Genomic DNA, 24,802 nt, shown 5'->3' with positions numbered 1-24,802 from the left:
TCCGTTTCATGACCGACATACGCACTCCCGACGTCTCCGTCCGCCTCGCGACCGCCGAGGACCGGCCCACCGTGGAACGGTTGTGGCTGATGTTCCGGCACGACCTGTCCGAGTTCTACGGCGTGCTGCCCGGCGCCGACGGCACCTTCCGCAGCGACCGCCTCGAGCACGCCTTCACCGCGCCTGGCTGGCTGCCGTACCTGCTGGTCTGCGGCGAGCGCCCCGCCGGACTCGCCTTCGTGCGCGGGCTGGACGGCCCGGTGCGCGTGCTGAACAGCTTCTTCGTGGTGCGCGGGGCGCGGCGCCGGGGCATCGGGCTGCACGCGGTGCGCGAGGTGCTCGGGCGGCACCCCGGGCCCTGGGAGATCGCCTTCCAGGAGGACAACCGGGCGGCCGTGCGCTTCTGGCAGCGCGTCGCCGATGACGTCGCCCAGGACGCCTGGACGCGCGAGCTGCGACCGGTGCCGGAGCGCCCGGAACTGCCGCCGGACGCGTGGATCTCCTTCGTCGTGACGGGCTGAGCCGATCCCCCGAGTGGCAGGTGGTCGCGCAGCCGCGGTTCGACGTGCAGGCGGCCCGGCTCGCGCTGGGAGCACGTCCGCACCGACGGCTCCGGCCTCGCCGACGTGGTCGGCCGGGTCGTCACGAGCGAGCCGCCGACCCGGCTGGTCACCACCTGGGCCGCGCCCGACCGGGAGGGGCAGGAGGACCGGCACTCCCGGGTCACCTTCGCCATCCGGCAGCACGAGGACATCGTCCGGCCCGCCGTCACCCATGAGGACCTCGACGACGGGGGCGAGCGCTCGTACCTCGCCTCCGGCTCGCCGGCCGTGCCGTCGAACCCGAAGTCGTCGCTGGAGACCGGCCGGGCGCTGCCGCAGGAGCCGTGGACGGTGCCGGGCCGCGGAGGGCGGGGAGGGCCGTCCGCCGGGCGGGCGCGGGGAAGGGCCGGTCCGCCCAGGCGGACCGGCCCTTTCCGTCGTTCCTGTGTCCGGTGCTTCCTGTGCTTCCTTCCTCGCGTCTCCTCCTAGGGCCTGGGTGCGCTCCTCGCCGCCGTGCCGGCGCATACGAGTCCGAGGACGATCGCCAGTCCGCCGATGACGACGTTGTTGACGACGACGCCCACGTCGGGGCTGCTGCCCACGATCCAAGGAGCGATGATCATCCAGATGCCCAGGGCGCACATGGCCCAGCTGAGGCCGTACATCCGCTCGGGTGCCCTGGTGAATCCCAGCGCCAGCAGGCCTATCGCGATTCCCATGATCAGGTTGTGGGTCGCGAGGGCCGGCTGGCTCGCCGCGTAGTGAACGATCCACGGCGATGCCGCGCAGTACAGGCCGAGCAGGAACACCGGCCCGTCCACGAGCGCCACGTCGCGCCCGCCGAGCATGCGGGCGTAACGGTCGCGCATTTCGGAGACATCAGGGTGGCTGGAGATGTCACCCCTGTGGAGGTTGGCCATGACTCGTCTCCTTTGACTGTGCAGGCCAGACCGCGTCTGGTGCGGAGTGCGGTAAGCGCCGCTTCATTCAGTTTGCTCTTATTTCTTCTTTATGTGTAGAGGTGTGCGCGGGTGCGGACGCCTTCACGGCGTGCCGTGCATCGTTCGTGCAGCGTCTGTGCGTCCGCGGTCCGCTCAGAGGGTCTCGTCGTCGGCGGCGCACAGGTTGCGCCGCAGTCGGCGCAGGCCCCGGCGGGTGTGGCTCTTGACCGTGCCCAGCGGCCACCCGGTGCGCTCGGCGATCTGGCTCTGGGTCAGATCCTCGAAGTAGGCGAGGCGCAGCACGCGCTGTTGGTCCGCCGGGAGCCGCGCCAGCTCGTCGCGCACGAGCACACGGTCCAGGACGGCCTCGGGCCGGTCGGCGTCCCGCTCGGTCCGCGCCAGCACCTCGGTGGCAGCGGCGGCCAGCTCGCCGCGGCGGGTCCGCGCGGACAGGGCGTCGGCGATCCGGTGCCGGGCGATGCCGACGATCCACCCGGCCGGTGCGCCGCGCTCGGGCCGGTAGCCGGCGTGCCCGCGCCAGGCGCCGAGGAACACCTGCTGGGTGACGTCCTCGGCCTCCCCGGCGTCGCCGAGCGAGCGACGGGCCAGTGTGTGCACCAGGCCCGACCAGCGTTGATAGGCCGCGGTGAGACAGGCGTCGTCGCCGGCCGCCAGGCCCCGGGCCAGTTCCTCGTCGCCGACGGTCGTCAGCGGGCTCATGACGACGGCTCCTTCCCGCGGGGGCGTGGGTGCGGACGGGGCGACGTGACGGGTCTCGCCCCGGTCCCTTCCTTGGGCCCCATCGTCGGAGCTGGTCCGTCATGCCCTCAACCCGCATCGGTTGTGCGTCGTATAGTCGTCGCATGGGCACGTCCGAGAGGGCCGGGGAGCCGGGGCTGACCACGGGTGCGCTCGCCCGCAGGCTCGGCGTCTCGCCCACCACGCTGCGGTCCTGGGACCGCCGTTACGGCATCGGCCCGGCCGCCCGCACCGACCGCCGGCACCGCCGCTGGGCGCCGGGCGACGTGGCCGTGCTGGAGGCGATGTGCCGGCTGACCGCGTCCGGCGTGCCGCCCGCGGAGGCCGCCCGCGCCGCGCGGGAGCGCACGAACCAGGGAACTGTGGGGGGTGACACCGCCGGACCCCTGCCGGCCGCGCGACCGCGCACGACCGGCACCGGCACCCCTTCCCCGGCCTCCCCGGGCCGGCACGGCCGAGGCCTGGCCCGTGCGGCCGTGCGGCTGGACGCACCCGCCCTCGAGGAGGGGCTGGAGGCCGTCGTCACCGCGTACGGGGTGGTGGCCGCCTGGCAGGACGTGATGGCGCCGGCACTGCACGCCGTGGGCCGCAAGTGGGCCTCGTCGGGCGATCGGTACGTCGAGGTGGAGCACCTGCTGTCCTGGCACGTCTCCACGACCCTGCGCCGGCACACCCGCCGGCCCGGGCCGGCCGACGACCTCGGCGGCCCGGCACCCGTCGTCCTGGCCTGTGTCCCCGGCGAGCAGCACACCCTCCCGCTGGAGGCGCTCAACGCCGCGCTGAGCCATGTCCCCGTCCCGACGCGCATGTTCGGCGCCGCCGTCCCGGCGGAGGCGCTCGTGGCGGCGGTACGGCGCCTGGGGCCGGCCGCCGTGCTGCTGTGGGCGCAGGCACGCTCCACGGCGAGCCTGCCGCTGGCCGAGCACATCGCGGCCATGGAGTGGGGAGTCAAGGGCGCCCGCACGGGGCCACTGGTGCTGCTCGCCGGCCCGGGCTGGGCCGGCCGGCTCACTCGCGGCATGCCCCGCCCGTCCGGACTGCGCGAGGCACTCGACCTCCTGACGGCGGCACAGCACTCCCGGACCGCCCCGAGCCCGGGACCGGCACACCCCTGACGCCGGGAGACGGCCGTCGGCCCAGCACCGGGGGTGGGCATCGTTCCGCCGTCCGCCGGGGGAGGGTGGCGCGCCGCGGGCGCGCCGTCGTGGTCGTTCGGTCAGTCCCGGCCCCGGGCGTGTCTGAAGCGGGCCAGGCACTCGGTGAGGTCGACGATCGGGTCCGGGTAGCCGGTGAGGCGCTCCCGGGCCGGGGCCGGGAGCTTCCACGGCTCGTGCACCGCGCCGCCCGCCACCCCTTCCAGCTCGGGCACCCAGCGCCGTACGTACGCACCGTCGGGGTCGTACCGCCTGGCCTGGGCGAGGGGGTTCAGGACCCGGTGCGGGCGGGTGTCCGTGCCGGTGCCCGCCACCCACTGCCAGTTCAGCTGGTTGTTGGCCACGTCCCCGTCCACCAGCCAGTCCAGGAAGTGGCGGGCGCCGACACGCCAGTCGACGTACAGCGTCTTGGCCAGGAAGCTCGCGGTCAGCAGGCGCCCGCGGTTGTGCATCCAGCCCTCGTGCCGCAGCTGGCGCATCGCCGCGTCGACCACCGGATAGCCGGTACGGCCCTCCCGCCACGCCTCGATGTCCGCACGGGCGGTCTGCTCGGACCGCCAGCGGTCGTGCCGGGTGCGGTAGTCGGCGCGGGCGGCGGCGGGCCGGGCCGCGAGGACCTGCCGGTGGAAGTCGCGCCAGGCGAGCTGTCGCACGAACGCCTCCGCGCCCGGGCCACCCGTCCGGCGCGCCCGGTGGACGAGTTCGACCGGGGACAGGGTGCCGAAGTGCAGATGCGGCGAGAGCCGGGAGGTCGCGTCCCCGGCCAGGTCGTCGTGCCCGTCCGCGTAGCCGGCCGCGCCCGAGCGGAGCCAGGCGGTGAGCCGCTTCCTGCCCTCCCGCTCGCCGCCCACGGCCAGCCCCGGCGAGACCCCCGACGGCGCGGTACGGGACGGCAGGTCCTCCGAGCCGATGCCGTCCGGCACGCGCACCGCACGGGGGGCCGCGAGCGGGTCCCGCAGCCGCTGCTCCGACCACCTGCGGAAGTACGGGGTGAACACGGCGAAGTGATCGGAGGCGGCCGGGGTCACCGCGCCGGGCGCCACCGCGGTGGTCACCGTGTCGTGGACGTGCAGCCGCCGCCCGTCCGTCTCCAGCGCGCGCCGCAGCCGCCGTTCCCGTCGCCCGGCGTAGGCGCTGACGTCGGCCGCCAGGTGCACCTCGTCGGCATCGGCCTCCGCGGCCACCTTGCACACCTCCTCCACCACGTCACCGGAGCGCACCACGAGCCGCCCGCCGCACTCGCGCAGCTCCGCGTCCAGATCCCGCAGACAGTCGGCGAGGAAGGCCAGCCGGTTGGGCGCGGCGAACCCCGCTTCCGCCACGGCACGGTCACGCACGAAGAGGGGGACCACCTCGCGGGCCCCGCCCAGCGCGGCCCGCAGGGGCGGGTGGTCGTGCAGACGGAGGTCGGCGGTGAACAGGACGACCGAGACGTACATGGTGCGGCTCCGGGAGCGGGAGGTGGACGGCGGACGACGGCGGCTCAAGGGCTCCGCGAATGCCGACTTCAACCGTTCCGGCCCGGCGCGCCCGGCGGATGCAGGCGTCAGCCGTTCCGGCCCGGCGGGGCCCCGCGGACGGGGTGTCATCGGGCGGACGCGGTGTCCGGGGTGCGCCGGGCCGCCGCCCGCGCGATGTTGCGGGCCATCCCGCCGAACACGACGGCGTGGAAGGGCGAGACGCCCCACCAGTAGGCCTGCCCGAGCAGGCCGTGCGGGTGGAACAGGGCGCGCTGGCGATAGCGGCTGCGCCCGTCGCCGTCCGGCTCGGCGTACATCTCCAGCCAGGCGAGGCCGGGCAGCCGCATCTCGGCCCGCAGCCGCAGCAGCCGGCCCCGCTCGATCTCCTCGACCCGCCAGAAGTCCAGGGAGTCGCCGACCCGCAGCCGCTGCTCGTCCCGGCGGCCCCGGCGCAGGCCGACCCCGCCGACGAGCCGGTCCAGCCAGCCGCGCAGGCTCCAGGCGAGCGGGAAGGAGTACCAGCCGTTCTCACCGCCGACGCCCTCGATCACCCGCCACAGCTCGCCCACCGGGGCGTCCACGGCCGCCCCCCGGTGGTCGGTGTAGAGGCTGCCGCCGGCCCAGTCGGGGTCGGTGGGCAGCGGATCGCTCGGCGTCCCGGGCACCGCCGCCGACGACCAGCGAGTGATCACCTGTGCCTCGCGGACCCGCCGCAGGGCCAGCCGTACCGCCTCCTCGAAGCCGAGCGGATGCCCCGGCGGGTCCGGCACGTACCGGGTGATGTCCCGCTCGTGGCAGACCACCTCGTGCCGCAGCGACTCGGTCAGCGGCCGGGCGAGGGACGCCGGGACCGGGGTGACCAGGCCCACCCAGAGGCTGGACAGGCCCGGCGTGAGGACCGGCACGGGCAGGATCACCCGGGGCGGCAGGCCCGCCACGCGCGCGTAGCGGAGCATCATCTCCCGGTACGTCAGGACCTCCGGGCCGCCGATGTCGAAGGCCCGGTTGACGTCACCGGGCAGCCGCGCGCAGCCCGCGAGCAGGCGCAGCACGTCGCGTACGGCGATGGGCTGGATCCGGGTGTGCACCCAGCTCGGCGTGATCATCACCGGCAGCCGTTCGGTGAGGTGGCGCAGCATCTCGAAGGAGGCGGAGCCGGAGCCGATGACGACCGCGGCCCGCAGCACGGCGGTCGGTACGCCCGACGCCAGGAGGACGCGGCCGACCTCCGCGCGGGAGCTCAGGTGCGGGGAGAGATCCTCCTCGGGAACACCGGCCGGGGTGAGACCGCCCAGATAGACGATGCGGCGCACGCCGGCCGCCCGCGCCCGGTCGCCGAAGATCCGGGCCGCCCGGCGGTCGGCCGCCTCGAAGTCCTTGCCGGTGCCGAGCGCGTGCACCAGGTAGTAGGCGACGTCGACGTCGCGCATCGCCTCGGCGACCGAGCCCGCGTCGGTCACGTCGCCCCGGACGGTCTCCACCTCGTTCGCCCACGGATGGTCGCGGAGCTTGCCCGGGGAGCGGGCCAGGCAGCGCACCCGGTGTCCGGCGGCCAGCAGCTCCGGCACCAGCCGCCCGCCGATGTAGCCGGTCGCGCCCGTGACCAGACAGCGCAGTCGTTCCGTCGGCTCGTGGTCGTTCATCGCTCAGGTCCTCCGCGTCGGTGGTTCCGCCAAGCCCTTCCCGCCGCGCACCCCGGGCGGATGCACGGCCGCCGTGTCTCCCTCTCCGGGGGCCTCCGCAGGCCCGGCCGGGTGACATGTCCGCCGCTGTCCGGGGCAGGCGAGAGGTACAGGACGTACCTTCCGTACGACGAGATCGGTGGAGGTGACCGGCAGTCATGGCTGCGAAGGTGTTGGAGCGGTTCCCCGCCGGGGCGCCGCGTGGGTCCTGGCCGGCCGAGGAGTACGCGGCGGCCCGCCGTGCCGAGGGACAACCCGCGACCGTGGTGATGGACCTGAGGTCCGACGCCTTCCTCGTCGTGGTCGACCGGCAGGACGACGACGGCCGTGCCTGACCTCGCGGGCCTCAGCGGTCCGCCGGCTCCCGCGTCCGGCGGACGAAAGCCGCGTGGAGATCGCCGCCGGCCCGCGGCACCGACTCCGCCCGCCGCCGCTGGAGCGCCGGCAGCACCCGGGGCGACCCGTCGGCGAGCGGGCGGCACGTGAGGGTGCCGGACCGCTCGGGCGGGTCGCCGACGATGCTGAAGTCGGGCAGGACGGTCGCCTCCAGCCCCTCGGCCACCATCGGCTCGCCCGTCTCCGCGCCGTCGGCGGGGTACGAGAAGACCGGGATGCGGCCGGCCGGCAGCCGGTGCACGTAGCGGTGCACCCCATACCCGGTCCGGGTGGTGTGCGTGCGCCGCCTGGTCGGCGTGCCCGCGATGCCGTGGTGGCGGCCGAGGGAGCGGACTGCCGGGGCCGCCCGCGCAGCAGTTCGGCCGGAGTCCAGGCCCGCGGGCACGTCGTCGCCGTCGAGACGGTTGATCAGCCCCAGGTCCCACCCGCCCTCCGCCGGTGAGCGTGGGATGTCCGCCTCCACTTCCACCCGGTTGACTGGGTGCGCGGCCCGGAACGCCCGCAGCACAGGGGTTTCGCCGGGGCGCTCACCCCGACCGGCGCCCGGAGGAGGCGTACTGGTTCGGCGAGGGCGTCTCGCCGCGGCTCGCGGCACAGGGGCTGTGGACGCACCCCGACGGTACGGCGGCCGCTCCCTCGGGACAGGTGCCGTCCGCGTGATGCGCAACCTGCCCTGGCAGACTGCGGGTTCATGGAACGAGAGTCGAACGAGCTGCCCGGGGCCGTCACTTGGGGCCTGCTGGCCGCGTGGGCCGTGCACGACACGGAGGAACTGGTCATGCTGCCGCGCTGGCTGCGAACCCATGTGCCGGAGCTGCGCAAGCGGTTCCCCCGGGTGCCCGGGACGGTGTGGCGGCAGATGGAGGCCGTGGACGGCCGCGAGTTCAGCACCGCGGTCGCCGCGATGGGCGTCGTGGTGGCCGCGGCGGCTGCCGACGGCCGGCGCACCGGGGGCCGCTCCGCCGCCTACCGGACGGCACTCAACGGCTTCGGCCTGCACGGCCTGGTCCACCTGGCCCAGGCCGCGACCGTGCGCGGATACACCCCGGGATCCGTGACCACGCCCCTGGTGGTGCTCCCCTTCACGGTGTGGGCCCGCGCCCGCCTGCGCCGGGCCGGCGCCCTGCCTCCCGCACGCCCCCGCGACCTGACCGAGGGCCTCGCCTTCGCCGCGGTGGCGGCGGTGGGCACCCACACCCTGGCCCGCGCTCTACTGCGGCGGCGCTGAGCGCGACGCCTCGCCGTGCGCCAGCGCCCGCAGATGCGCCTCGCGCGACTCGGCGGTCTGCCCCTGCACCAGCAGGAACAACCCCTCCCGGGCCAGCCGCTGCGCCCGGCTGGTCAGGGCCATCGAGCGGCCGCCCCCGGCCACCACCGCCGCGGTGGTGGCCGTCCGCAGCATCTCGTACGCCTCCGCGCGCACCGCCAGCCGCTCGTCGGCCCGCTCCTGCGGCACCGGATGGTCGGCCAGGGCGTAGGCCCGGCGGCGGACGTCCGCGAGCCGGGACCGCAGCGGGCCGGCGGTCTCCTCGTCCAGCAGCGACAGGGCGGCCTCCGCGATCCCGAAGACCGCCGGGCCGGCGTTCAGCGTCCGGGCCCGGTCCCCGGGTGCCCAGGCCGCGTACGGTGCCCGCAGTGCCACGGCCTCCTCGGGCAGCCAGAGCCCGTCCAGGTCCAGCGACACCGTACGCGCGGCGGTGAGGGCCGCCAGCCGCAGCGGCGTCGACGCCCGCAGCCCCGGCTGGTCGCGCGCCTCGGTGAAGGCGAACAGCACCTCACCGGCGGCGGTCATGCCCGCCAGCATCATCACGTCGTTCAGTCCCCACCCCGTGTACCAGGGCACCGTCCCGTCGAACCGCCAGCCGTCCGCCTCCCGGTGCACCCGCACCGGGACGTGCGGATACGCCCGCAGGTGCGCGTAGGCCACCCCGGACAGCAGCTCGCCGCGGGACAAGGGGCCCAGCAGCCGTTCCCTCACCGGCAGTTCGCTCTGCGCCAGGGTCTGCACCGGCGTGTGGTGCTGGGTCTGCACGAACCACGTCGCACAGCACGCCCCGGCCAGGATCTCCGCCGTCTCCCGCAGCACGGCGGGCGGCGCCCCGGAGCCGCCGTACGCGACCGGCGCGACCACCCCGAGCAGCCCTGACCGCTTCACCGCCTCGATGTGGCTGCCGGGCACGCCCTCCTGGTCGACCCACTCGGCCTGGGGGGCGAGCAGCTCCGTGGCGAGCCGGCGGGCGCGGACGACGAGCGGATGCGCGGTGGTGGTCATGCCGAAGATTCTTCCGAAGATTTCCCGGGGCGCGGTGTCGATCCGGGGGCGCGCCGTTCGTGTAGGAGGTGACAGGCACCCGAGAGACCCTGAAGACACCAAGGAGGACGTCATGAAGCACTATCTGCTCAGCGTGGTCCAGCCGGCCGACGGCACGCCGCCCGCCGCGGACGCGCTCGCCGAGATCATGCACAACGTCGAGGCCTTCAACGACGAACTGCGCGCCGCCGGCGCCTGGGTCTTCGCGGGCGGCCTGCACGGCCCGGAGACCGCGACCGTGCTCCGCCCCAAGGACGGCGACGTGCTCATCACCGACGGCCCCTACGCCGAGGGCAAGGAGTACCTGGGCGGGCTGTGCCTGATCCGCGCCGCCGACCTGGACGAGGCCCTGGAGTGGGGCCGCAAGGCCGCCCTGGCGACCACGCTGCCCATCGAGGTACGGCCCTTCGTGGACCAGCACTGAGGGTCGGCACCGTGCACGACAGCGCCGGCGTCGAGGCCGTGTTCCGCGCCGAGTACGGGCGCGCGGTCTCCGTCCTCGTCCGCTTCCTCGGCGACATCGACCTCGCCGAGGAAGCGGTGCAGGACGCATTCACCGCCGCAGTCCGCAGCTGGCCGGAGACCGGCGTGCCGCCGGGGCCGGCCGGCTGGATCATCACCACCGCCCGCAACCGGGCCATCGACCGGCTGCGCCGCGAGTCCACCCGGGACGCCCGGCACGCCGAGGCCGCCCGGCTGCACGCGCCCGCCGCACCGCCCGAGGAGGGCCCCGTGCGCGACGACCGGCTCCGCCTGATCTTCACCTGCTGCCATCCCGCGCTCGCCCCGCAGTCCCGGGTCGCCCTCACCCTGCGTCTGCTCGGCGGCCTGAGCACCGCCCGGATCGCCCGCGCCTTCCTGGTGCCGGAGGCCACCCTCGCCCAGCGGCTGGTGCGGGCCAAGGCCAAGATCCGGGACGCGGGGATCCCGTACCGCGTGCCCCGCGACGCCGATCTGCCCGACCGGCTCGGCGGTGTCCTCGCCGTCGTCTACCTGATCTTCAACGAGGGCTTCACCGGCGACGCCGCCCTGTGCGCGGAGGCCCTGCGCCTCGGCCGGCTGCTCGCCGACCTGATGCCCGACGAACCCGAGGTCACCGGACTGCTCGCGCTGATGCTGCTGACCGAGTCCCGCCGCCCCGCGCGGCAGGCGACGGACGGCGAACTGGTCCCGCTGCCCGCGCAGGACCGGGGGCTGTGGGACCGGGCGCTGATCGCCGAGGGCCAGGACCTGGTACGCCGCTGTCTGCGCCGGGGCCGGCCGGGGCCGTACCAGATCCAGGCCGCGATCCACGCGGTGCACAGCGACGCGCCCACGGCCGAGGCCACCGACTGGCGTCAGATCCTGACCCTCTACGACCAGCTCATGGCCGTGGCCCCGTCCCCGGTCGTCGCCCTGAACCGGGCTGTCGCCGTGGCGGAACTCGAAGGACCGGCCGTGGCCCTCGCCCTGGTCGACGCCCTCACCCTCATGAACTACCACGTGCTCCACGCCGTCCGCGCCGATCTGCTGCGCCGGCTGGGCCGGACCGCGGAGGCGGCCGGGGAGTACGGCCGGGCCGCCGAGCTGGCCGGGAGCGAGGCCGAGCGGGCCCTCCTGGAGCGGCACCGCCGGGAGGTCGCCCCGGGGACGCCCTGACCGCCGTCACCGCGTCTCGCTCCAGGTCCGACCGGCGACAGCGGACGTCACCCATGCGTGACCCACGTCACGCAAAGCGGCCGGAATTAACTTGAGGACCTGAAAGGTTGGCATTTACATCCGACGTATCGAGACCTAGGCTCGGGCCGAACCGCCCGTGCGCCATCAGCGAGGCCCCCGTGATGCACCCCGCCCCCGAGCAGCCCGCCGACACCGTGACCCGGCTGCGCGCCACGTTCCGCACCGGCCGCACCAAGTCGGTCGCCTGGCGCACCGACCAGTTGCTCCGCCTGCGCTCGCTGCTCACGGAACGCGGCGCCGACCTCGCCGCCGCCCTGCACGCCGACCTCGGCAAGAGCAGCACCGAGGCCTACCGCACCGAGATCGACTTCACGATCCGCGAGATCGACCACACGTCGGCGCACCTGGCGGACTGGCTGCGGCCCGAGCCCGCGCCCGTCCCGGCCCACCTCGGCGCCGACGCGACGGCCTGGACGCAGTACGACCCCCTCGGCGTCGTCCTCGTCATCGCGCCCTGGAACTACCCGGCGCAGCTCCTGCTCGCCCCCATGGTCGGCGCACTGGCCTCCGGCAATGCGGTCGTCGCCAAGCCGAGCGAACTGGCCCCGGCGACCTCGGCCGCGCTGGCCGAGCTGATCCCGGCCTACCTCGACACCGACGCGGTCGCCGTGGTCGAGGGCGGTGTCCCGGAGACCACGGCCCTGCTGGCCGAGCGCTTCGACCACATCTTCTACACCGGCAACGGCACCGTGGGCCGCATCGTGATGCGCGCCGCCGCCGAGCACCTCACCCCGGTCACGCTCGAACTGGGCGGCAAGTCGCCGGTGTTCGTGGACCGGGGCACCGACCTGGACGTCGTGGCGGACCGGCTCGCGCGCGGCAAGTTCCTCAACGCCGGCCAGACCTGTGTCGCCCCCGACTACGTCCTCACCGACCCGGAGACCGCCGCCGCGCTGGAGGCCGCGCTGGTCCGCGCGGTCGATGCGCTGTTCGGCACCGACCCCGCGGCCTCGGCCGAGTACGGCCGGATCATCAACGAACGGCACTTCGACCGGCTCTCCGGACTGCTCGGCTCCGGCCGGATCGTGGTCGGCGGCGCGAGCGACCGCGCGGCCAAGTACATCGCCCCCACCGTCCTCGCCGACGTCGACCCCGCTTCGCCCGTCATGCAGGAGGAGATCTTCGGCCCCATCCTGCCGATCGTCACGGTCGCCGGCCCGGACGAGGCGATCGGTTTCATCAACGACCGTGACAAGCCCCTCGCGCTGTACGTCTTCTCCGAGTCCGAGCAGACCCGGGCGCGGATCGCCGCCGAGACCTCCTCCGGCGGCCTCGGCCACGGCCTTCCCCTCGCCCATCTCACCGTCTCCGACCTGCCGTTCGGCGGCGTCGGGGAGAGCGGCACGGGCAGCTACCACGGCCGGTACTCCATCGAGACGTTCAGCCACCGCAAGGCGGTGCTGCACAAGCCGCTGAGCTGACCCCCCTGTCCTGGAGCCGTATGTGCGACACTCCGCTGAATGACCGCCGAAACGATCACCGCGGACGCCTCCGGCACCTGGAAACTCGGCGACCTGCCCGTCCACCGCATGGGCTTCGGCGCGATGCGGCTGACGGGCAGCGCCGCCTTCCACCACGGCACCCCGAGCGACCGCACCCGCTCGATCGCCGTGCTGCGCAGGGCCGTCGAACTCGGTGTGAACCACATCGACACCGCCGCCTTCTACTTCTCCTCCCTGCGCTCCGCCAATGAACTGATCAACACCGCCCTCGCGCCGTACCCGGACGACCTCGTCATCGCCACCAAAGTGGGCCCCGTCCGCGACCACGACGGCGAGTGGGGGACTCCGGCCCGGCCCGACCAGCTGCGCGGCCACGTCGAGGAGAACCTGCGTCAGCTCGGCCGCGATCACCTCGACGTCGTCCATCTGCGACGGATGGACCAGGACTCGATCGCCGAGCACTTCGGCGCCCTCGCCGAACTGCGCGAGGCCGGCCTGATCCGGCACCTGGGCGTCTCCGGCGTCGCGCCCCGCCATCTCGCCGAGGCGCTGGAGATCGCCCCGGTGGTGTCCGTGCAGAACCGGTACGCCGTCGACCGGACCGCTCCCGTCGACGACGAGGTGGTGCGCATCTGCGGCGAACGCGGCATCGCGTTCGTGCCGTTCTTCGCCGTCGCCGGTGCGGGCGGAGCACGGGCGGCGACCGCCACCCACGACGACGCGGTGCTCGCCGTCGCCCGCGCACACGGCGCGAGCCCCGCGCAGATCCGCCTCGCCTGGACCCTGCACCAGGGCCCGCACGTCCTCGCCATCCCCGGCACCGGCAACCCCGACCACCTGACGGAGAACGTCGCGGCGGGCGCCCTGCGGCTCACCGACGAGGACCTGAGGCGACTGAACGCGGCGCGCGGCGGCCCGAGCTGACGACGGCCCCCACGTCCGCGGCGTGGGACCGTGCCCGTCGGACCTCGCCGCCGCCCGCCCCGTCGGCGTCGTCTTCTGCTGCCCGCACCGGCGCTGCTCGTGCACGTCACCGCGTGGCGCGGAGCGAGAGCCGCCACCGGCGGATACGGCCCGCTGCCGGAAGCCCCCGCATGTCTGCCCACCTCGGGGTCGCGTACCGGCTCGGCCCGCGGACCGACGCCCTGCCGAGACGCCGGACCGGCCGGGCTTTGCTGCCTGGTCCAGGGCCGCAGTGGGCCGATCCCGCCGACGGACGGCACCACGGGGCCTGTGCCCCTCCTACGAGGCCCTCCCGTCATGGACGTGCGGCCGCACAGCCGTACGAGCGCCCGTTGACTACTATCGTGTAGACGGTTGCCCTGACCGCAGACCACCTCGGGGGTGAGGAACGTACCCATGACCGACGCGAAGGACGAACGCCGGCCTGCCGGCGAACTCGAAGCGAGCGTCCTGGCCGCCCTCTGGGCCGCCGACGCGCCCCGGACGGCCGGGCAGGTCCAGCAGAACCTCGGCGCGGACCTCGCCCGCACGACCGTGACCACGATCCTCACCCGGCTGCACGACAAGGGAGTCGTCGAGCGCCGGCGCCAGGGCCGCGGCTACGCCTACTTCCCGGTCCGGGACGTCCAGGACGCCCAGGGTCTCACCGCACGCCGGATGCACAGCGAACTCGACCGGGACGGCGACCGCGAGACCGTCCTCGCCCGGTTCGTCGCCCAGCTCAGCCCGGACGACGAACGCATCCTGCGCGACCTGCTCGAGTCCGACGACCGATGACCGCCCTGCTCCTGCTGCCCCTGCTGCTGCCGTTCGCCCTGCCGGCCCTGGCCCGCCGGACGCTGGCCCGGCTGACCCCGGTCGCCGCGCTGTGGGCCGTCACCGTCTGCACGGTCGTACTGGCCGGGTGCTCGCTGGCCGCGCTCGGCGCGTTCGTCCTCATCGGGCTGCTCAAGCTCCCGCTCTTCGCCGCGTTCGGCGAGCTGGTCCACCCGCTGCACACCGCCTCCGACCTGGTCGTCCTGCCCGCCGCCGCGACCTCCGTCGGCGCCCTGGCCGTCTGCTGCTGGACGCTCGTCCGCTCGGTGCTGCACCAGACCCGCGCCTTCCGCGCGGCCCGTACCGTGGCCGGACGCGGGCCCGCCGCCGGCGACCTGTGCGTGGTGGACTCGCCCCGCCCCGACGCGTACGCCCTGCCCGGCCGCCCGCACCGCATCGTCGTCACCACCGCGATGCTCCGCAGCCTGGACGCCCCCGAGCGAGAGGCCCTGTTCGCGCACGAGCGGGCGCACAACGAGGGCGGCCACCACTACTTCCTCGCCGCCGCCGAACTCGCCGCGCACTGCCACCCCGCGCTGCGCCCGGTCCGCGACACCATCCGCCTCGCCGCCGAGCGCGCCGCCGACGAAGCCGCCGCGACCTCGGTCGGCGACCGCCGGCTGACCGCCCGGGCCATCGCCCGCGCGGCCCTCGCCGGCCGGTCGGCCGCCTCCGAACGCCCCGGCTTCGCCGCCGCGGCGACCACGGGCCCCGTCCCGATGCGCGTCCAGGCCCTGCTCGCCGCCCCCCGCTCCCGGCGCACCGGCCGGCCCGTCGCCGCCCTGCTCATCACCTGCACCGCCGTCTCGTGCGTGGCCTCCGTCACCGGCATGGCCGACTTCCACCACCGGGTCGAGGTCGCGCAGGGCGACGAGCGACCCTGACCGCCGGGCACTCGCCGCCACCGCAGGACAACGCGCGTAGAACGGGACTGGCGCCGACCGGGTTTTACGTATAACCTCACCCGCTAACCACCCCCACCGGAAGGTCCCGATGCGACGCGTCGCCCTGGTCGCCCTCGTCGTCGACGACTACGACGAGGCCATCCGCTTCTACACCGAGGCCCTCGGTTTCCGCCTGGCCGAGGACGCCCCGCGTCCCGACGGCTCCCGCTGGGTCGTCGTGGAACCCGGCGGCGACGCCACCGGCACCGGCCTGCTGCTGGCCCGCGCCAAGAACGAGGAGCAGAGGGCCCGCGTCGGCGACCAGACCGGCGGGCGCGTCGGGTTCTTCCTGCACACCGACGACTTCGCCCGCGATCACGCCCGCATGGCCGCCGCCGGCGTGACCTTCCTGGAGGAGCCGCGCCACGAGCCGTACGGCACCGTCGCGGTCTTCCGGGACCTGTACGGCAACCGCTGGGACCTGCTGCAGCCCGCCGACTGAGCGCTCCCTCCCGCCGTACGCCCCCTCTCGACGCCCGCTTCTCCCGCCGTTTCGAACCGCCTGTTCAAGGAAAGACACGCCATGACTGCTACGCGCGTAGACGCCGAAGTGATCCGCCGCCTCCCCAAGGCCGTGCTGCACGACCACCTCGACGGCGGCCTGCGCCCCGCCACCGTCGTCGAACTCGCGGCGGCGATCGGCCACACCCTGCCCACCACCGACCCCGACGAGCTGGCCGCCTGGTACTTCGAGGCCGCCAACTCCGGCGACCTGGTCCGCTACATAGCCACCTTCGAGCACACCCTCGCCGTCATGCAGAACCGTGAGGGCCTGCTGCGCGTCGCCGAGGAGTACGTGCTCGACCTCGCCGCCGACGGTGTCGTCTACGCCGAGGTGCGCTACGCCCCCGAGCTGAACACCCAGGGCGGGCTGTCCCTGAGCGAGGTCGTGGAGACCGTGCAGGAGGGCCTCGCCGCCGGCATGGCCAAGGCGGCCGCCGCCGGCACCCCCGTCCGCGTCGGCACCCTGCTGTGCGGCATGCGGATGTTCGACCGGGTCCGCGAAGCCGCCGACCTGGCCGTCGCCTACCGGGACGCCGGTGTCGTCGGCTTCGACATCGCCGGCGCCGAGGACGGCTTCCCGCCCGCCGACCACCTGGACGCCTTCGAGCACCTGCGCCGCGAGAGCGTGCCCTTCACCATCCACGCCGGTGAGGCGCACGGCCTGCCCAGCATCCACCAGGCCCTGCAGGTGTGCGGCGCGCAGCGCATCGGCCACGGTGTCCGCCTCACCGAGGACATCGTCGACGGCAAGCTCGGCCGGCTCGCCTCCTGGGTGCGCGACCGCCGGATCGCCCTGGAGATGTGCCCCACCTCCAACCTGCAGACAGGCTGCGCCACCTCGATCGCCGAGCACCCCATCACCGCCCTGAAGGACCTGGGCTTCCGGGTCACCCTCAACACCGACAACCGGCTGGTCTCGGGGACGACGATGACCCGGGAGATGTCCCTGCTGGTCGAGGAGGCGGGCTGGACGGTCGAGGACCTGCGCACGGTCACGGTGAACGCCCTCAAGAGCGCGTTCATCCCGTTCGACGAGCGCAAGGCCCTCATCGAGGACGTGGTCCTGCCGGGCTACGCGGCAGCGCTCTGAACCAGCCCCCTGAGGTAGGCGGCCTGTCCGACGTGCTGAAGGTCGTCGGACAGGACGCTCACCAGGCGGACGCCCAGGGTGACCGGGGGGTCCCAGCGCTCGTCCACGATCCGCTCGAGATCCTTGGCGGCGAGAGCGCGCAGGGCGCCGAGCGTCTGCTCGTGGACGGCGTCGTGGTAGCCGGTCAGCAGGTCGGCCGACTCCACCCGCACCTTCGCGACCTTGGCCGGGCTGTGCCCGTAGCCGGTGTCGTGCCTGGGCAGGTCGAGGCCGAAGCGCTTCTCCCAGTCCTGGGAGAGCCACACCTGGTCGAGGTCGAAGGCGTCGGCGATGTGGTCGTCCTGCACCCGGGTGAGGTGCCAGACGAGCCAGGCGACGGAGTTGGCGTCGGGGGCCGGGCGGTGGTGCAGTGCGTCCGGTCCGAGGCCGTCGAGGGCGGCATGGACTTCTTCCTGGATGCGGCCGAAGCCGTCGATGAGGATGTCCTTTGCATGCATACCGTCCACGATCCCAAAGAGTCGGCGCTCACGCGTCCGCAATCCAGCTGCCGTGGAAACCGAGCGGCACCCGCCCCGGCAGATGCACCCGGGCGACCGGCTCGCCGGTGAAGTCCTGCGCGGCGAGGATCACCAGGTCCGCCGCGCCCCGGCCGGGGTCGTGGACGTACGCCAGCGCGTACCCGTCGTCCTCGGCGGCCCGCGCGTCCCCCGGATCCCGCGGCACGAAGACGGCCTCGCCCGCCGCCGCCCCTGCGGGCAGCCGGTGCACCTGGGCCGTCCCGCGCGACAGGTCGTGCTTGATGAGGGCGTCAGCGAAGGCGCGTTCGGGCGGCGTGGCGTCCGGGGGCAGATACGCGCGCGTCATCTCGGCCGCCGCCGCGGCATACCCGTACCGGTGGCGCCGGGACACCGACGACTCGTTCACGCGTGGGAACTCCTGCGGCCGGTCGTCCAGGACCCGCTGCCGCACGTGCCCGTGCCGCAGGTCGACCGTCCAGCGTTCGAGCCGGGGCGTCCCCACGGCCCGTGGGTCGTCGGTCCCCGGCCCGGCGACCTGGAAGGGCGCCGGGTAGGCCGTCAGGTCGACCACCACGCGGTCGCCCTCGTCGTAGGCGTTGAGCGTGTGGGAGTAGAACACCGGCTCGATCCCGAACCAGCGCACCGGGCCTCGCCCGGAGCGGGGCATGACGCCCACGCGCGTCGGGTGCCTCCGGTTCCAGACGTACGGCACCGGCGCACCGCGCCCGGCGGCCTCCGGGTCGAAGGTGACGGGGAGGTCGAAGACGACGACATACCGTTCGGTGAGCGCGAAGTCGTGCATCATCGGCGCGTCGGCGACCGGGATCCGTGTCGTGCGCGCGATGCGTCCCGCCGGGTCCACGACCAGGTGCCGCACATGGTCCCAGGCGGGATAGTAGGCGATCGCGTGCAGCTCGCCGGCGTGCGCGTCGAACTTGGTGTGCGCGGTGAAGGCGCCCTCCAGGGTGCCCCCGAAGTCGTGGGTCCCCCGGGTGTTCAGCTCACCGTCGAGTTCGTACGGCAGCGGGCCGCTCTCCTGCAGGGCGAGGATCCGCCCGCGGTACGCGATCACATGCGTGTTGCACGCGAAGTCGTCCGGCGGGACCGGACCCGGGCGGGACTCGCCCAGCTTCCGCGCCACCTGCGAGGAACGCACCCAGCGGTTGCGGTACCACTCGGCCCTGCCGTCGCGCAGCCGGACGCCGTGCACCATGCCCTCGCCGAGCATCCAGTGGTGGGCCCGGGGGTCCTCCAGCCCGAGCACGTTGGGTCCGTTGCGCAGGAAGCGGCCGTTCAGCTCCCGCGGGACACGGCCGGTGACCGGCAGGTCGAATGCGGTCAGTTCCTCGGTGACGGGCTCGAACGCCCCTTCCAGGAAGGGGAAGTGACGGGGCGTCGGGTGATCGGCCCGGGCCGCCGTGGCCCGGGGTGAGGAGGCGCCCGCCAGTGCGCCCGCCGCCGCGAGCCCGGCCGCGCCGCGCAGCACGGTCCGCCGTGTGTGTTCCGCCATGTCGCCTGCTCCTGACCGTCGTTGTGGTGGCCGACGGTCATGAGTCTGCGGCGGCGGACGGCCGGAATCAGGAGGGCTGGGCCCCGTACGGGGGTGGTGCCAGGCCCCCGGTCTCCAGGAGGGTGACGAGAGCGCGGGCGGCGGGACTGGTGGCCCGGTCCGGCGGCAGCAGCGCCACGGTCTCGTACTCCGTCGCGCCCGCGCCCTTCACCGGCAGCGCCGTGAGCGAGGGCCGCTTGTGCCGGAAGTGCCGGGGTACGACCGCGATCCCCAGGTTCTCGTCGACCAGGTCCAGCAGGCTGTGCACGTCGTTGACCTCGAGCGCGACCGTGCGCCGGACACCGGCCGCGGCGAAGGCGGCGTCGGTGGTGCGGCGCGGGCCCCAGTCCGGGTGGAAGTCGACGAAGACCTCCCCGGCGAGGTCGTCCGGGGAGAGCACGGCCGCGGCCGGGGCGAGGCGGTGGCTCGGATGGCACAGCACGGTCATCGGCTCGCTGGTCAGCGCCACCGACCGAAGCTGGTCGCTGTCGGCCTGGGTGCGGTACGCGAAGGCCAGGTCGAGCCGCCCGGCCGCGACCTCCTCGGCCAGCGCGAGGGAGCCCGCCTGCCGCAGCCGGATCTCCACGTCCGGATGCCGGCCCCGGAACGCGGCCAGCAGCCGGGCCACGTGCACCCCGGCGATGCACTGCTCGGTACCGAGCGCCAGCGTGCCGCGCAGCACGCCCTGCACCGCCGCCACCGCCTCGTGCGCCGAACGCACCTGCGCCAGGATCCGCTCCGCCTCCACCAGCAGTGCCCGGCCCGCCTCGGTGAGCGTCACCCGCCGGGTGGTGCGGACGAACAGCGGTGCCCGCAGCTCCCGCTCCAGCGCCCGGATGGACGCCGACAGGCCCGACTGGGACACCATCAGGCGTTCCGCGGCCCGGGTGAAATGCTGGTCCTCGGCGACCGCGACGAAGTGCTGGAGATGGCGCAGTTCCATGATTGAGAAGCCTAACCGCACAATTCCATCGGATTCTTCTGTTGGACCACTGCCCGCGCTCCGGGGAAGAGTGGAAGCGGTAGATCGTCTGCCCACCCCTCTGGAGTCGCGTTGTACACCGCACACCCCGACCGCTACGCCGACATGCCCTACCGGCGCACCGGCCGCAGCGGACTGAAGCTGCCCGCACTGTCGCTCGGCCTGTGGCACAACTTCGGACCGGACCGGCCCGTCGAGACCCAGCGGGCCATCCTGCGCCGCGCCTTCGACCTCGGCATCACCCACTTCGACCTGGCGAACAACTACGGCCCGCCGCCCGGCGCCGCCGAGTCGGCCCTCGGCGAGGCACTCAAGGCGGACCTCGCGCCGTACCGCGACGAGCTGGTCGTCTCCACCAAGGCCGGCTACCTGATGTGGCCGGGCCCGTACGGCGAGTGGGGCTCGCGCAAGTACCTGCTGTCCTCGCTGGACCAGAGCCTCGCCCGGATGGGCCTGGACCACGTCGACATCTTCTACTCGCACCGCCCCGACCCGGACACTCCGCTGGAGGAGACGATGGGCGCGCTGCACTCGGCGGTGCAGCAGGGCAAGGCGCTGTACGTCGGCGTCTCCAACTACTCGCCGGAGCAGACCCGCGAGGCCGCGCGCATCCTCGCCGACCTCGGCACCCCGCTCCTCGTCCACCAGCCGCGCTACTCGATGCTCGACCGCCGGCCCGAGGAGCAGGACCTCCTCACCACCCTGGACGAGCTGCAGGTCGGCTCCATCGTCTACTCCCCGCTGGAGCAGGGCCTGCTCACCGGGCGCTACCTCGACGGCATCCCGGAGGACTCCCGGGCGGCGAGCGACAGCCCCTTCCTGAACTCGGAGGCGGTCACCGAGGACCTGGTCGCCCGCCTCCGCGCCCTCGACGAGGTCGCAAAGTCCCGCGGTCAGACCCTGGCCCAGCTGGCGCTGGCCTGGGTGCTGCGCGGCGGCCGGGTCACCTCCGCGCTGATCGGCGCGAGCAGCCCGCAGCAGGTCGAGGACAGCGTCGGCGCCATCCGGAACCTCGACTTCGACGCCGAGGAGCTGGCCCGGATCGACGCGATCGTGCGGCCGTAGGACCGGCCCCCGGGGCAGACCCCGAGGAGGGCCCTAGGAACGGAGCCGTTGCCGCAGGTGCACGGTCACCGTGTCCCCCTCCTCCTTGCCGATCGCCCAGCGGATCTCGGTCCGCACCGGCAGCTTGTGGGTGCCGTCACCCAGGGCCATGAAGGAGCTGCGGAACGGATGGCCGTCGATCGTTCCGCGGACCTTGACCACTCCCCGGGTGCCGAAGAACTCGGCGGACCGCGGCCAGACGACGTAGGTCCAGCCGCCGTGCTGGTGGCTCTTGCACAGGACGGCGGTGAACTTCACGTCCACCCGTTCGCTCGTCCGTTGGGTGTCACTCATCTCGTCCCTCCGCGCGCGGTGCTCTCGGCCGGTGCTCTCCGCACTCACCGGAAGAGACCGCCGCGCGCGGCGAAACTCATCGCGGATGCCGGATCTCAGGCGCCCGCCGGCACCCGGTCCAGGAAGCCCAGCACCTGACGGATCCGGCCCTCCTCGTCCAGCGTGACGACGTCGAAGCCCGCCACGGGTGCCGTACCGTCGGCCTCGTTCACCAGCTCCCAGCCGAACCGGGCGGTGTCGTGGTGCCCGTCCACCGCTCCGAGCGGGCGGAAGACGAATCCCGGGAACTGCTCGTGGGCCGCGGCGATCACGGCAGCGATGCCCTCGTGCCCGCGGACGTCGGCGAGCGGGTCGGTGTAGCCGCCGTCCACGGTCCACGCGGCGGCGACCGCCTTCTTCAGCGCCTCCGGCTCGGTGGCGTTCCAGGCCTCGAAGTAACGGGCGGCGGCGGTCTCGTGACGGTCGGTGTTCGCGGACATGGTGAATCAGCCTCCATCGGGGTCGTCTCAGCTGGTCAGGGCCCGGATCCTGGCGTTCGCCGATCCGGTGTGACCACCATGCCGGAAGGCTGTGGGGCGGGTCGATTACCTCCCTGGTCATGCCCGGACGGTCCTGCGTCCCGGTGCATTCCGGCCAGAACGGGCGGTGAATATGCCAACAGACTGGCCGGAAAGTCATGGTGACAGTGTTTCGGGAGTGGCGATACTCGAACATCAGGGGCACTTCACCGCACAGGAGCCGCACGGAGAGCGAGGTACCGCCCGGCACACCGGCGAGGCGACGGGGGAGTGAGACGTGCACGACGAATTCCTGTGCCATGTCACGGCGTACGGCATGTGCGACGGCCGGCGCATCGGCGTACCGCTCGGCACCTATCGCGCGCCGACGCTGGCCCTGGCCCTGTGGTGGCTGCGGGACCGGGCGTCCTGGATCGCCGAGCGGCTCGACCCGAGCCCGGAGGATCCCGCCTTCCCGGCGGGTGCGCTGGCGCCGGTCGCGGAGACGGTGGCCGACGTGCCCGCCCTGCTGCGCGCCTGGTGCGCCGACGACGTCCGGCAGGAGCTGGTCGCCGAGAAGCTGGCGGACGGACGGCTGGTGCGGATCGCGGCGAGCGACGACACCACCGAGTACGAACTGCTCGCCGAGTCGGTCGACGCCCTCCGTATGCAGCGCACGCTCCCCGTCCTCGTCGTACCCGTCGCCTGACACGTGTCGATGTGCGCCCGCACGTCCGCACGCAAAGGACTGAGCGGGCGCACATGTGAACGAATCGGTACAATTTTGACCATGGCGGAGCGGCCGGTCGCCCCGACGGCACCCGAACTCGTCCTGGAGACCGACTCGGGCTCCACGGTGATGAGCCCGGGGCACGACTACCACGTCGGACGCGATCCGTTGAGCGACATCGTCCTCGACGATGACCGGGTCTCGTGGCACCACGCCGTGCTGCGCTGCGACCACGACCGCTGGACCCTGACGGACCGGGACAGCACCAACGGCACCTACGCCGACGGCCGCCGGATCGCGGAGTGGGGCGTGCGTCCGGGCAGCGTGATCCGGTTCGGCAATCCGGCCGACGGCCCCCGGGCCGTGCTGGTCGGCGCCCCGAGGCCGGCCCCGGACCGCCCCGCCGCGGTGTCGCTGCCCGAACTGACCGGCGCCTTCCGGTGTCCCAGCAGCGTCCGCCCGCTGCCCGCACGCACCGTTCGCATCGGCCGGGCCGCCGACAACGACCTCGTCGTGGACGACCTGTCCGTCTCCCGCCGGCACGCCGAACTGCGCGCCCGCGCGGACGGCACGTACGAGATCGTCGACCTCGGCAGCCACAACGGCACGTACCTCAACGGCCGGCCCGTCACCCGTGCCCCCGTCGGCCCCGGCGACATCGTCGGCATCGGCCACTCCGCCTTCTGCCTGGCCGGAGACGAACTCCAGGAGTACGTCGACACCGGCGAGGTCTCCCTCGACGTCCAGGACCTCACCGTCGCCGTCGACCGGGGCCGCACCGTGCTCCTCGACCACGTCTCCTTCCCGGTGGGGGAGAAGTGCCTGCTCGCGGTGGTCGGACCCAGCGGCGCCGGCAAGTCCACCCTGCTGAACGCCCTGACCGGACAGCGGCCCGCCGACCGCGGCACCGTGCTGTACGACGGCCGCGACCTCTACCACGACTACGCCGAGCTGCGCCGGCGCCTCGGCCTCGTCCCGCAGGAGGACATCCTGCACCCCCAGCTCACCGTCCGCGCCGCCCTCACCTACGCCGCCGAACTGCGCTTCCCGGAGGACACCGCCCCGGCCGAGCGGCGCGCGCGGGTGGACGAGGTGATCCAGGAACTGGGCCTGGAGCAGCGCGCCGGCCAGCCCGTGCACAGCCTCTCCGGCGGCCAGCGCAAACGGGTCAGCGTGGCCCTGGAACTGCTCACCAAACCCTCGCTGCTCTTCCTGGACGAGCCGACCTCAGGACTGGACCCCGGCATGGACCGGTCCGTGATGCACATGCTGCGCGGCCTTGCCGACGACGGCCACACGGTCATCGTGGTCACGCACAGCGTCCTCAGCCTCGGCGTCTGCGACCGCCTCCTGGTCCTGGCCCCCGGCGGCAAGGTCGCCTACTACGGCCCGCCCGGCGACGCCCTGCCCTTCTTCGGCCAGGAGCACTGGCCGGAGGCCTTCGAGGCCTTCGAGCGCGACCAGGGACGCGACTGGGCCCGGGAGTACCACGAGTCACCGTTCCACCGGCACTACATCGCCCAGGCCACCAGTCGGCCCCAGCACCCCGGCCCGGCCCCCGTCGCCCCCGTGCCCCCGCCCCGTCCGCGCCGGACGCGCGCCCAGCTCACCACCCTGGTCCGCCGCTACACCGCCGTGCTGAGCGCCGACCGGACCTTCCTGCTCGTCATGGTCGCCCTGCCGTTCGTGATGGGCGCCATGGCCCGGGCCCTGGCGGGCGGTCGGCTCACCCGCGACACCACGCTGAACGCGCTGCTCATCCTGTGCGTCGGCGCCGTGCTCACCGGCGCCGCCAACGCGGTCCGCGAACTGGTCAAGGAACGCACCGTCTACCGGCGCGAGCGCGCCGTCGGCCTGCCCAGATCCGCGTACCTGATGTCCAAGGTGGTGGTGCTCGGCACGGTCACGGTCGTCCAGGCCGTCGTCCTCACCCTGGTCGCCCTGCTCGGTGTCGACCTGAACGCCCCCGGCGGCAACGGCGTCCTGCTGCCGCCGCTCGCCGAGATCACCCTGGCCGTGGCCCTGCTGGCGTTCACGGCGATGATGCTCGGCCTGCTCGTCTCCGCCCTGGTGCGCAAGGAGGAGGTGACGATGCCGCTGCTGGTGCTCCTCGCCATCGTCCAGGTCGTCTTCTGCGGCGCCCTGCTCAAGCTGAACGGCGTCCCCGGCCTCGAGCAGCTGTCCTGGCTCGTGCCCTCCCGCTGGGCCTTCGGCGCCATGGCCGGCACCGTCGGGCTGTCCCGCACCGTGCCCGGCACGCTGACCGCCGACCCCCTGTTCCGCCACACGACGGGCGTCTGGCTGCTGAACCTGGCCATGCTGCTGGTGCTGTCCGCCGGTTACGGATTCGCGGTCGCCCGGCTGCTGCGCCGGCAGGAGCCGGCCGTGATGCGGAACTAGGCGGC

Annotated in this window: 26 protein-coding genes and 1 pseudogene; 16 read left to right on the top strand and 11 right to left on the bottom strand. The window is 73.9% G+C overall.

The window, feature by feature from the left end; all coding sequences use genetic code 11:
- The first annotated feature begins 8 nt into the window (after positions 1-8).
- Positions 9-521 carry a GNAT family N-acetyltransferase gene (locus ACIHEJ_RS04110; protein WP_400132009.1) on the top strand — a complete coding sequence of 171 codons (513 nt, stop codon included), beginning with the start codon at positions 9-11 and terminating at the stop codon, positions 519-521.
- A 30-nt stretch (positions 522-551) separates the two neighbouring features.
- Positions 552-1,031, top strand: a pseudogene (locus ACIHEJ_RS04105) (SRPBCC domain-containing protein); the annotation flags it as partial.
- Here ACIHEJ_RS04105 and ACIHEJ_RS04100 read toward each other — a convergent pair.
- Positions 1,028-1,462 carry an SPW repeat protein gene (locus ACIHEJ_RS04100; RefSeq protein ID WP_400132008.1) on the bottom strand — a complete coding sequence of 145 codons (435 nt, stop codon included), beginning with the start codon at positions 1,460-1,462 and terminating at the stop codon, positions 1,028-1,030. The pseudogene ACIHEJ_RS04105 and the gene ACIHEJ_RS04100 overlap by 4 nt on opposite strands.
- 174 nt (positions 1,463-1,636) lie before the next feature.
- The gene (locus ACIHEJ_RS04095; protein ID WP_400132006.1) at positions 1,637-2,203 is read right to left on the bottom strand and encodes a sigma-70 family RNA polymerase sigma factor; all 567 of its coding nucleotides are present in this window, start codon (positions 2,201-2,203) and stop codon (positions 1,637-1,639) included.
- 143 nt (positions 2,204-2,346) lie between these two features.
- On the opposite strand from ACIHEJ_RS04095, the gene ACIHEJ_RS04090 reads away from it, so the two are divergent.
- Positions 2,347-3,357, top strand: coding sequence for a MerR family transcriptional regulator (locus ACIHEJ_RS04090; RefSeq protein WP_400132004.1), 1,011 nt, complete (start codon positions 2,347-2,349; stop codon positions 3,355-3,357).
- Between the two features lie 101 nt (positions 3,358-3,458).
- Here ACIHEJ_RS04090 and ACIHEJ_RS04085 read toward each other — a convergent pair whose 3' ends face one another.
- Positions 3,459-4,835, bottom strand: a complete 1,377-nt coding sequence (locus ACIHEJ_RS04085) for a cryptochrome/photolyase family protein (RefSeq protein WP_400132001.1) — start codon at positions 4,833-4,835, stop codon at positions 3,459-3,461.
- 146 nt (positions 4,836-4,981) lie between these two features.
- Positions 4,982-6,499, bottom strand: coding sequence for an SDR family oxidoreductase (locus ACIHEJ_RS04080; RefSeq protein WP_400131999.1), 1,518 nt, complete (start codon positions 6,497-6,499; stop codon positions 4,982-4,984).
- Positions 6,500-6,696: 197 nt separating this feature from the next.
- Between ACIHEJ_RS04080 and ACIHEJ_RS04075 the strand changes: the two genes are divergently transcribed.
- The gene (locus tag ACIHEJ_RS04075) at positions 6,697-6,873 is read left to right on the top strand and encodes a hypothetical protein (protein ID WP_400131997.1); all 177 of its coding nucleotides are present in this window, start codon (positions 6,697-6,699) and stop codon (positions 6,871-6,873) included.
- Positions 6,874-6,884: 11 nt separating this feature from the next.
- Here ACIHEJ_RS04075 and ACIHEJ_RS04070 read toward each other — a convergent pair whose 3' ends face one another.
- Positions 6,885-7,403, bottom strand: coding sequence for a hypothetical protein (locus ACIHEJ_RS04070; protein WP_400131995.1), 519 nt, complete (start codon positions 7,401-7,403; stop codon positions 6,885-6,887).
- 222 nt (positions 7,404-7,625) lie between these two features.
- Between ACIHEJ_RS04070 and ACIHEJ_RS04065 the strand changes: the two genes are divergently transcribed.
- Positions 7,626-8,162 (top strand): HXXEE domain-containing protein, encoded by a 537-nt coding sequence (locus tag ACIHEJ_RS04065; protein ID WP_400131993.1) that lies wholly within the window; start codon positions 7,626-7,628, stop codon positions 8,160-8,162.
- On the opposite strand, the gene ACIHEJ_RS04060 is transcribed toward ACIHEJ_RS04065, so the two are convergent.
- Positions 8,145-9,206 carry an acyl-CoA dehydrogenase family protein gene (locus ACIHEJ_RS04060; protein WP_400131991.1) on the bottom strand — a complete coding sequence of 354 codons (1,062 nt, stop codon included), beginning with the start codon at positions 9,204-9,206 and terminating at the stop codon, positions 8,145-8,147. The two genes, ACIHEJ_RS04065 and ACIHEJ_RS04060, sit on opposite strands and share 18 nt — an antisense overlap.
- Positions 9,207-9,318: 112 nt before the next feature.
- Here ACIHEJ_RS04060 and ACIHEJ_RS04055 point away from each other — a divergent pair, with 112 nt between their 5' ends.
- The 8 genes from ACIHEJ_RS04055 (at position 9,319) to ACIHEJ_RS04020 (ending at position 16,723) form a co-directional block, all read left to right on the top strand.
- A complete protein-coding gene (locus ACIHEJ_RS04055; protein WP_400131990.1) occupies positions 9,319-9,669 on the top strand; it encodes a YciI family protein in 351 nt (116 codons plus the stop codon).
- Between the two features lie 11 nt (positions 9,670-9,680).
- On the top strand, positions 9,681-10,883 hold the full coding sequence (locus ACIHEJ_RS04050) for an RNA polymerase sigma factor (RefSeq protein WP_400131988.1): 1,203 nt from the start codon (positions 9,681-9,683) through the stop codon (positions 10,881-10,883).
- Positions 10,884-11,062: 179 nt separating this feature from the next.
- Entirely contained in the window at positions 11,063-12,385 is a 1,323-nt protein-coding gene (locus ACIHEJ_RS04045) for an aldehyde dehydrogenase family protein (RefSeq protein WP_400131986.1), read from the top strand.
- Positions 12,386-12,424: 39 nt separating this feature from the next.
- A complete protein-coding gene (locus ACIHEJ_RS04040) occupies positions 12,425-13,330 on the top strand; it encodes an aldo/keto reductase (protein ID WP_400131984.1) in 906 nt (301 codons plus the stop codon).
- 435 nt (positions 13,331-13,765) lie between these two features.
- A complete protein-coding gene (locus ACIHEJ_RS04035; protein WP_400131982.1) occupies positions 13,766-14,146 on the top strand; it encodes a BlaI/MecI/CopY family transcriptional regulator in 381 nt (126 codons plus the stop codon).
- Positions 14,143-15,069, top strand: a complete 927-nt coding sequence (locus tag ACIHEJ_RS04030; protein ID WP_400131980.1) for a M48 family metalloprotease — start codon at positions 14,143-14,145, stop codon at positions 15,067-15,069. The genes ACIHEJ_RS04035 and ACIHEJ_RS04030 overlap by 4 nt, the downstream gene beginning before the upstream one ends.
- Before the next feature lie 109 nt (positions 15,070-15,178).
- Positions 15,179-15,571 (top strand): VOC family protein, encoded by a 393-nt coding sequence (locus ACIHEJ_RS04025; RefSeq protein WP_400131978.1) that lies wholly within the window; start codon positions 15,179-15,181, stop codon positions 15,569-15,571.
- A gap of 81 nt (positions 15,572-15,652) precedes the next feature.
- Complete coding sequence (locus ACIHEJ_RS04020; protein ID WP_400131976.1) at positions 15,653-16,723, top strand: adenosine deaminase; 1,071 nt, start codon at positions 15,653-15,655, stop codon at positions 16,721-16,723.
- Here the strand turns inward: ACIHEJ_RS04020 and ACIHEJ_RS04015 are convergent.
- The 3 genes from ACIHEJ_RS04015 to ACIHEJ_RS04005 all read right to left on the bottom strand — a co-directional run bounded on the left by ACIHEJ_RS04015 (position 16,705) and on the right by ACIHEJ_RS04005 (position 19,733).
- On the bottom strand, positions 16,705-17,220 hold the full coding sequence (locus ACIHEJ_RS04015) for a DUF664 domain-containing protein (protein WP_400131974.1): 516 nt from the start codon (positions 17,218-17,220) through the stop codon (positions 16,705-16,707). The two genes, ACIHEJ_RS04020 and ACIHEJ_RS04015, sit on opposite strands and share 19 nt — an antisense overlap.
- A 28-nt stretch (positions 17,221-17,248) precedes the next feature.
- Positions 17,249-18,751, bottom strand: coding sequence for a carotenoid oxygenase family protein (locus tag ACIHEJ_RS04010; RefSeq protein WP_400131972.1), 1,503 nt, complete (start codon positions 18,749-18,751; stop codon positions 17,249-17,251).
- Positions 18,752-18,818: 67 nt separating this feature from the next.
- Positions 18,819-19,733, bottom strand: a complete 915-nt coding sequence (locus tag ACIHEJ_RS04005; protein ID WP_400131970.1) for a LysR family transcriptional regulator — start codon at positions 19,731-19,733, stop codon at positions 18,819-18,821.
- A gap of 111 nt (positions 19,734-19,844) precedes the next feature.
- Here ACIHEJ_RS04005 and mgrA point away from each other — a divergent pair, with 111 nt between their 5' ends.
- On the top strand, positions 19,845-20,837 hold the full coding sequence (gene mgrA / locus ACIHEJ_RS04000; RefSeq protein ID WP_400131968.1) for an L-glyceraldehyde 3-phosphate reductase: 993 nt from the start codon (positions 19,845-19,847) through the stop codon (positions 20,835-20,837).
- A 33-nt stretch (positions 20,838-20,870) separates the two neighbouring features.
- Here mgrA and ACIHEJ_RS03995 read toward each other — a convergent pair whose 3' ends face one another.
- Both ACIHEJ_RS03995 and ACIHEJ_RS03990 read right to left on the bottom strand, forming a co-directional pair.
- Complete coding sequence (locus ACIHEJ_RS03995) at positions 20,871-21,170, bottom strand: DUF1905 domain-containing protein (protein ID WP_400131966.1); 300 nt, start codon at positions 21,168-21,170, stop codon at positions 20,871-20,873.
- A 95-nt stretch (positions 21,171-21,265) separates the two neighbouring features.
- Positions 21,266-21,649 carry a nuclear transport factor 2 family protein gene (locus tag ACIHEJ_RS03990; RefSeq protein WP_400131964.1) on the bottom strand — a complete coding sequence of 128 codons (384 nt, stop codon included), beginning with the start codon at positions 21,647-21,649 and terminating at the stop codon, positions 21,266-21,268.
- Between the two features lie 316 nt (positions 21,650-21,965).
- Here ACIHEJ_RS03990 and ACIHEJ_RS03985 point away from each other — a divergent pair, with 316 nt between their 5' ends.
- Positions 21,966-22,376, top strand: coding sequence for a hypothetical protein (locus tag ACIHEJ_RS03985; protein WP_400131962.1), 411 nt, complete (start codon positions 21,966-21,968; stop codon positions 22,374-22,376).
- A gap of 81 nt (positions 22,377-22,457) precedes the next feature.
- On the top strand, positions 22,458-24,797 hold the full coding sequence (locus tag ACIHEJ_RS03980) for an FHA domain-containing protein (protein WP_400131960.1): 2,340 nt from the start codon (positions 22,458-22,460) through the stop codon (positions 24,795-24,797).
- The last annotated feature ends 5 nt before the right edge of the window (positions 24,798-24,802 follow it).

This window comes from Streptomyces sp. NPDC052301 (genome assembly GCF_044593395.1).
GTDB lineage: Bacteria > Actinomycetota > Actinomycetes > Streptomycetales > Streptomycetaceae > Streptomyces.
This window is presented reverse-complemented; position numbering and strand designations above follow the sequence as displayed.

What these genes read in the sequence shown, in the direction of transcription:
- ACIHEJ_RS04110 (WP_400132009.1), top strand. Translation starts at nt 9, where the DNA reads ATGACCGACATACGCACTCCCGACGTCTCCGTCCGCCTCGCGACCGCC.
- ACIHEJ_RS04100 (WP_400132008.1), bottom strand. Translation starts at nt 1,462, where the DNA reads ATGGCCAACCTCCACAGGGGTGACATCTCCAGCCACCCTGATGTCTCC.
- ACIHEJ_RS04095 (WP_400132006.1), bottom strand. Translation starts at nt 2,203, where the DNA reads ATGAGCCCGCTGACGACCGTCGGCGACGAGGAACTGGCCCGGGGCCTG.
- ACIHEJ_RS04090 (WP_400132004.1), top strand. Translation starts at nt 2,347, where the DNA reads ATGGGCACGTCCGAGAGGGCCGGGGAGCCGGGGCTGACCACGGGTGCG.
- ACIHEJ_RS04085 (WP_400132001.1), bottom strand. Translation starts at nt 4,835, where the DNA reads ATGTACGTCTCGGTCGTCCTGTTCACCGCCGACCTCCGTCTGCACGAC.
- ACIHEJ_RS04080 (WP_400131999.1), bottom strand. Translation starts at nt 6,499, where the DNA reads ATGAACGACCACGAGCCGACGGAACGACTGCGCTGTCTGGTCACGGGC.
- ACIHEJ_RS04075 (WP_400131997.1), top strand. Translation starts at nt 6,697, where the DNA reads ATGGCTGCGAAGGTGTTGGAGCGGTTCCCCGCCGGGGCGCCGCGTGGG.
- ACIHEJ_RS04065 (WP_400131993.1), top strand. Translation starts at nt 7,626, where the DNA reads ATGGAACGAGAGTCGAACGAGCTGCCCGGGGCCGTCACTTGGGGCCTG.
- ACIHEJ_RS04060 (WP_400131991.1), bottom strand. Translation starts at nt 9,206, where the DNA reads ATGACCACCACCGCGCATCCGCTCGTCGTCCGCGCCCGCCGGCTCGCC.
- ACIHEJ_RS04055 (WP_400131990.1), top strand. Translation starts at nt 9,319, where the DNA reads ATGAAGCACTATCTGCTCAGCGTGGTCCAGCCGGCCGACGGCACGCCG.
- ACIHEJ_RS04040 (WP_400131984.1), top strand. Translation starts at nt 12,425, where the DNA reads ATGACCGCCGAAACGATCACCGCGGACGCCTCCGGCACCTGGAAACTC.
- ACIHEJ_RS04035 (WP_400131982.1), top strand. Translation starts at nt 13,766, where the DNA reads ATGACCGACGCGAAGGACGAACGCCGGCCTGCCGGCGAACTCGAAGCG.
- ACIHEJ_RS04030 (WP_400131980.1), top strand. Translation starts at nt 14,143, where the DNA reads ATGACCGCCCTGCTCCTGCTGCCCCTGCTGCTGCCGTTCGCCCTGCCG.
- ACIHEJ_RS04025 (WP_400131978.1), top strand. Translation starts at nt 15,179, where the DNA reads ATGCGACGCGTCGCCCTGGTCGCCCTCGTCGTCGACGACTACGACGAG.
- ACIHEJ_RS04020 (WP_400131976.1), top strand. Translation starts at nt 15,653, where the DNA reads ATGACTGCTACGCGCGTAGACGCCGAAGTGATCCGCCGCCTCCCCAAG.
- ACIHEJ_RS04015 (WP_400131974.1), bottom strand. Translation starts at nt 17,220, where the DNA reads ATGCATGCAAAGGACATCCTCATCGACGGCTTCGGCCGCATCCAGGAA.
- ACIHEJ_RS04010 (WP_400131972.1), bottom strand. Translation starts at nt 18,751, where the DNA reads ATGGCGGAACACACACGGCGGACCGTGCTGCGCGGCGCGGCCGGGCTC.
- ACIHEJ_RS04005 (WP_400131970.1), bottom strand. Translation starts at nt 19,733, where the DNA reads ATGGAACTGCGCCATCTCCAGCACTTCGTCGCGGTCGCCGAGGACCAG.
- ACIHEJ_RS03995 (WP_400131966.1), bottom strand. Translation starts at nt 21,170, where the DNA reads ATGAGTGACACCCAACGGACGAGCGAACGGGTGGACGTGAAGTTCACC.
- ACIHEJ_RS03990 (WP_400131964.1), bottom strand. Translation starts at nt 21,649, where the DNA reads ATGTCCGCGAACACCGACCGTCACGAGACCGCCGCCGCCCGTTACTTC.
- ACIHEJ_RS03980 (WP_400131960.1), top strand. Translation starts at nt 22,458, where the DNA reads ATGGCGGAGCGGCCGGTCGCCCCGACGGCACCCGAACTCGTCCTGGAG.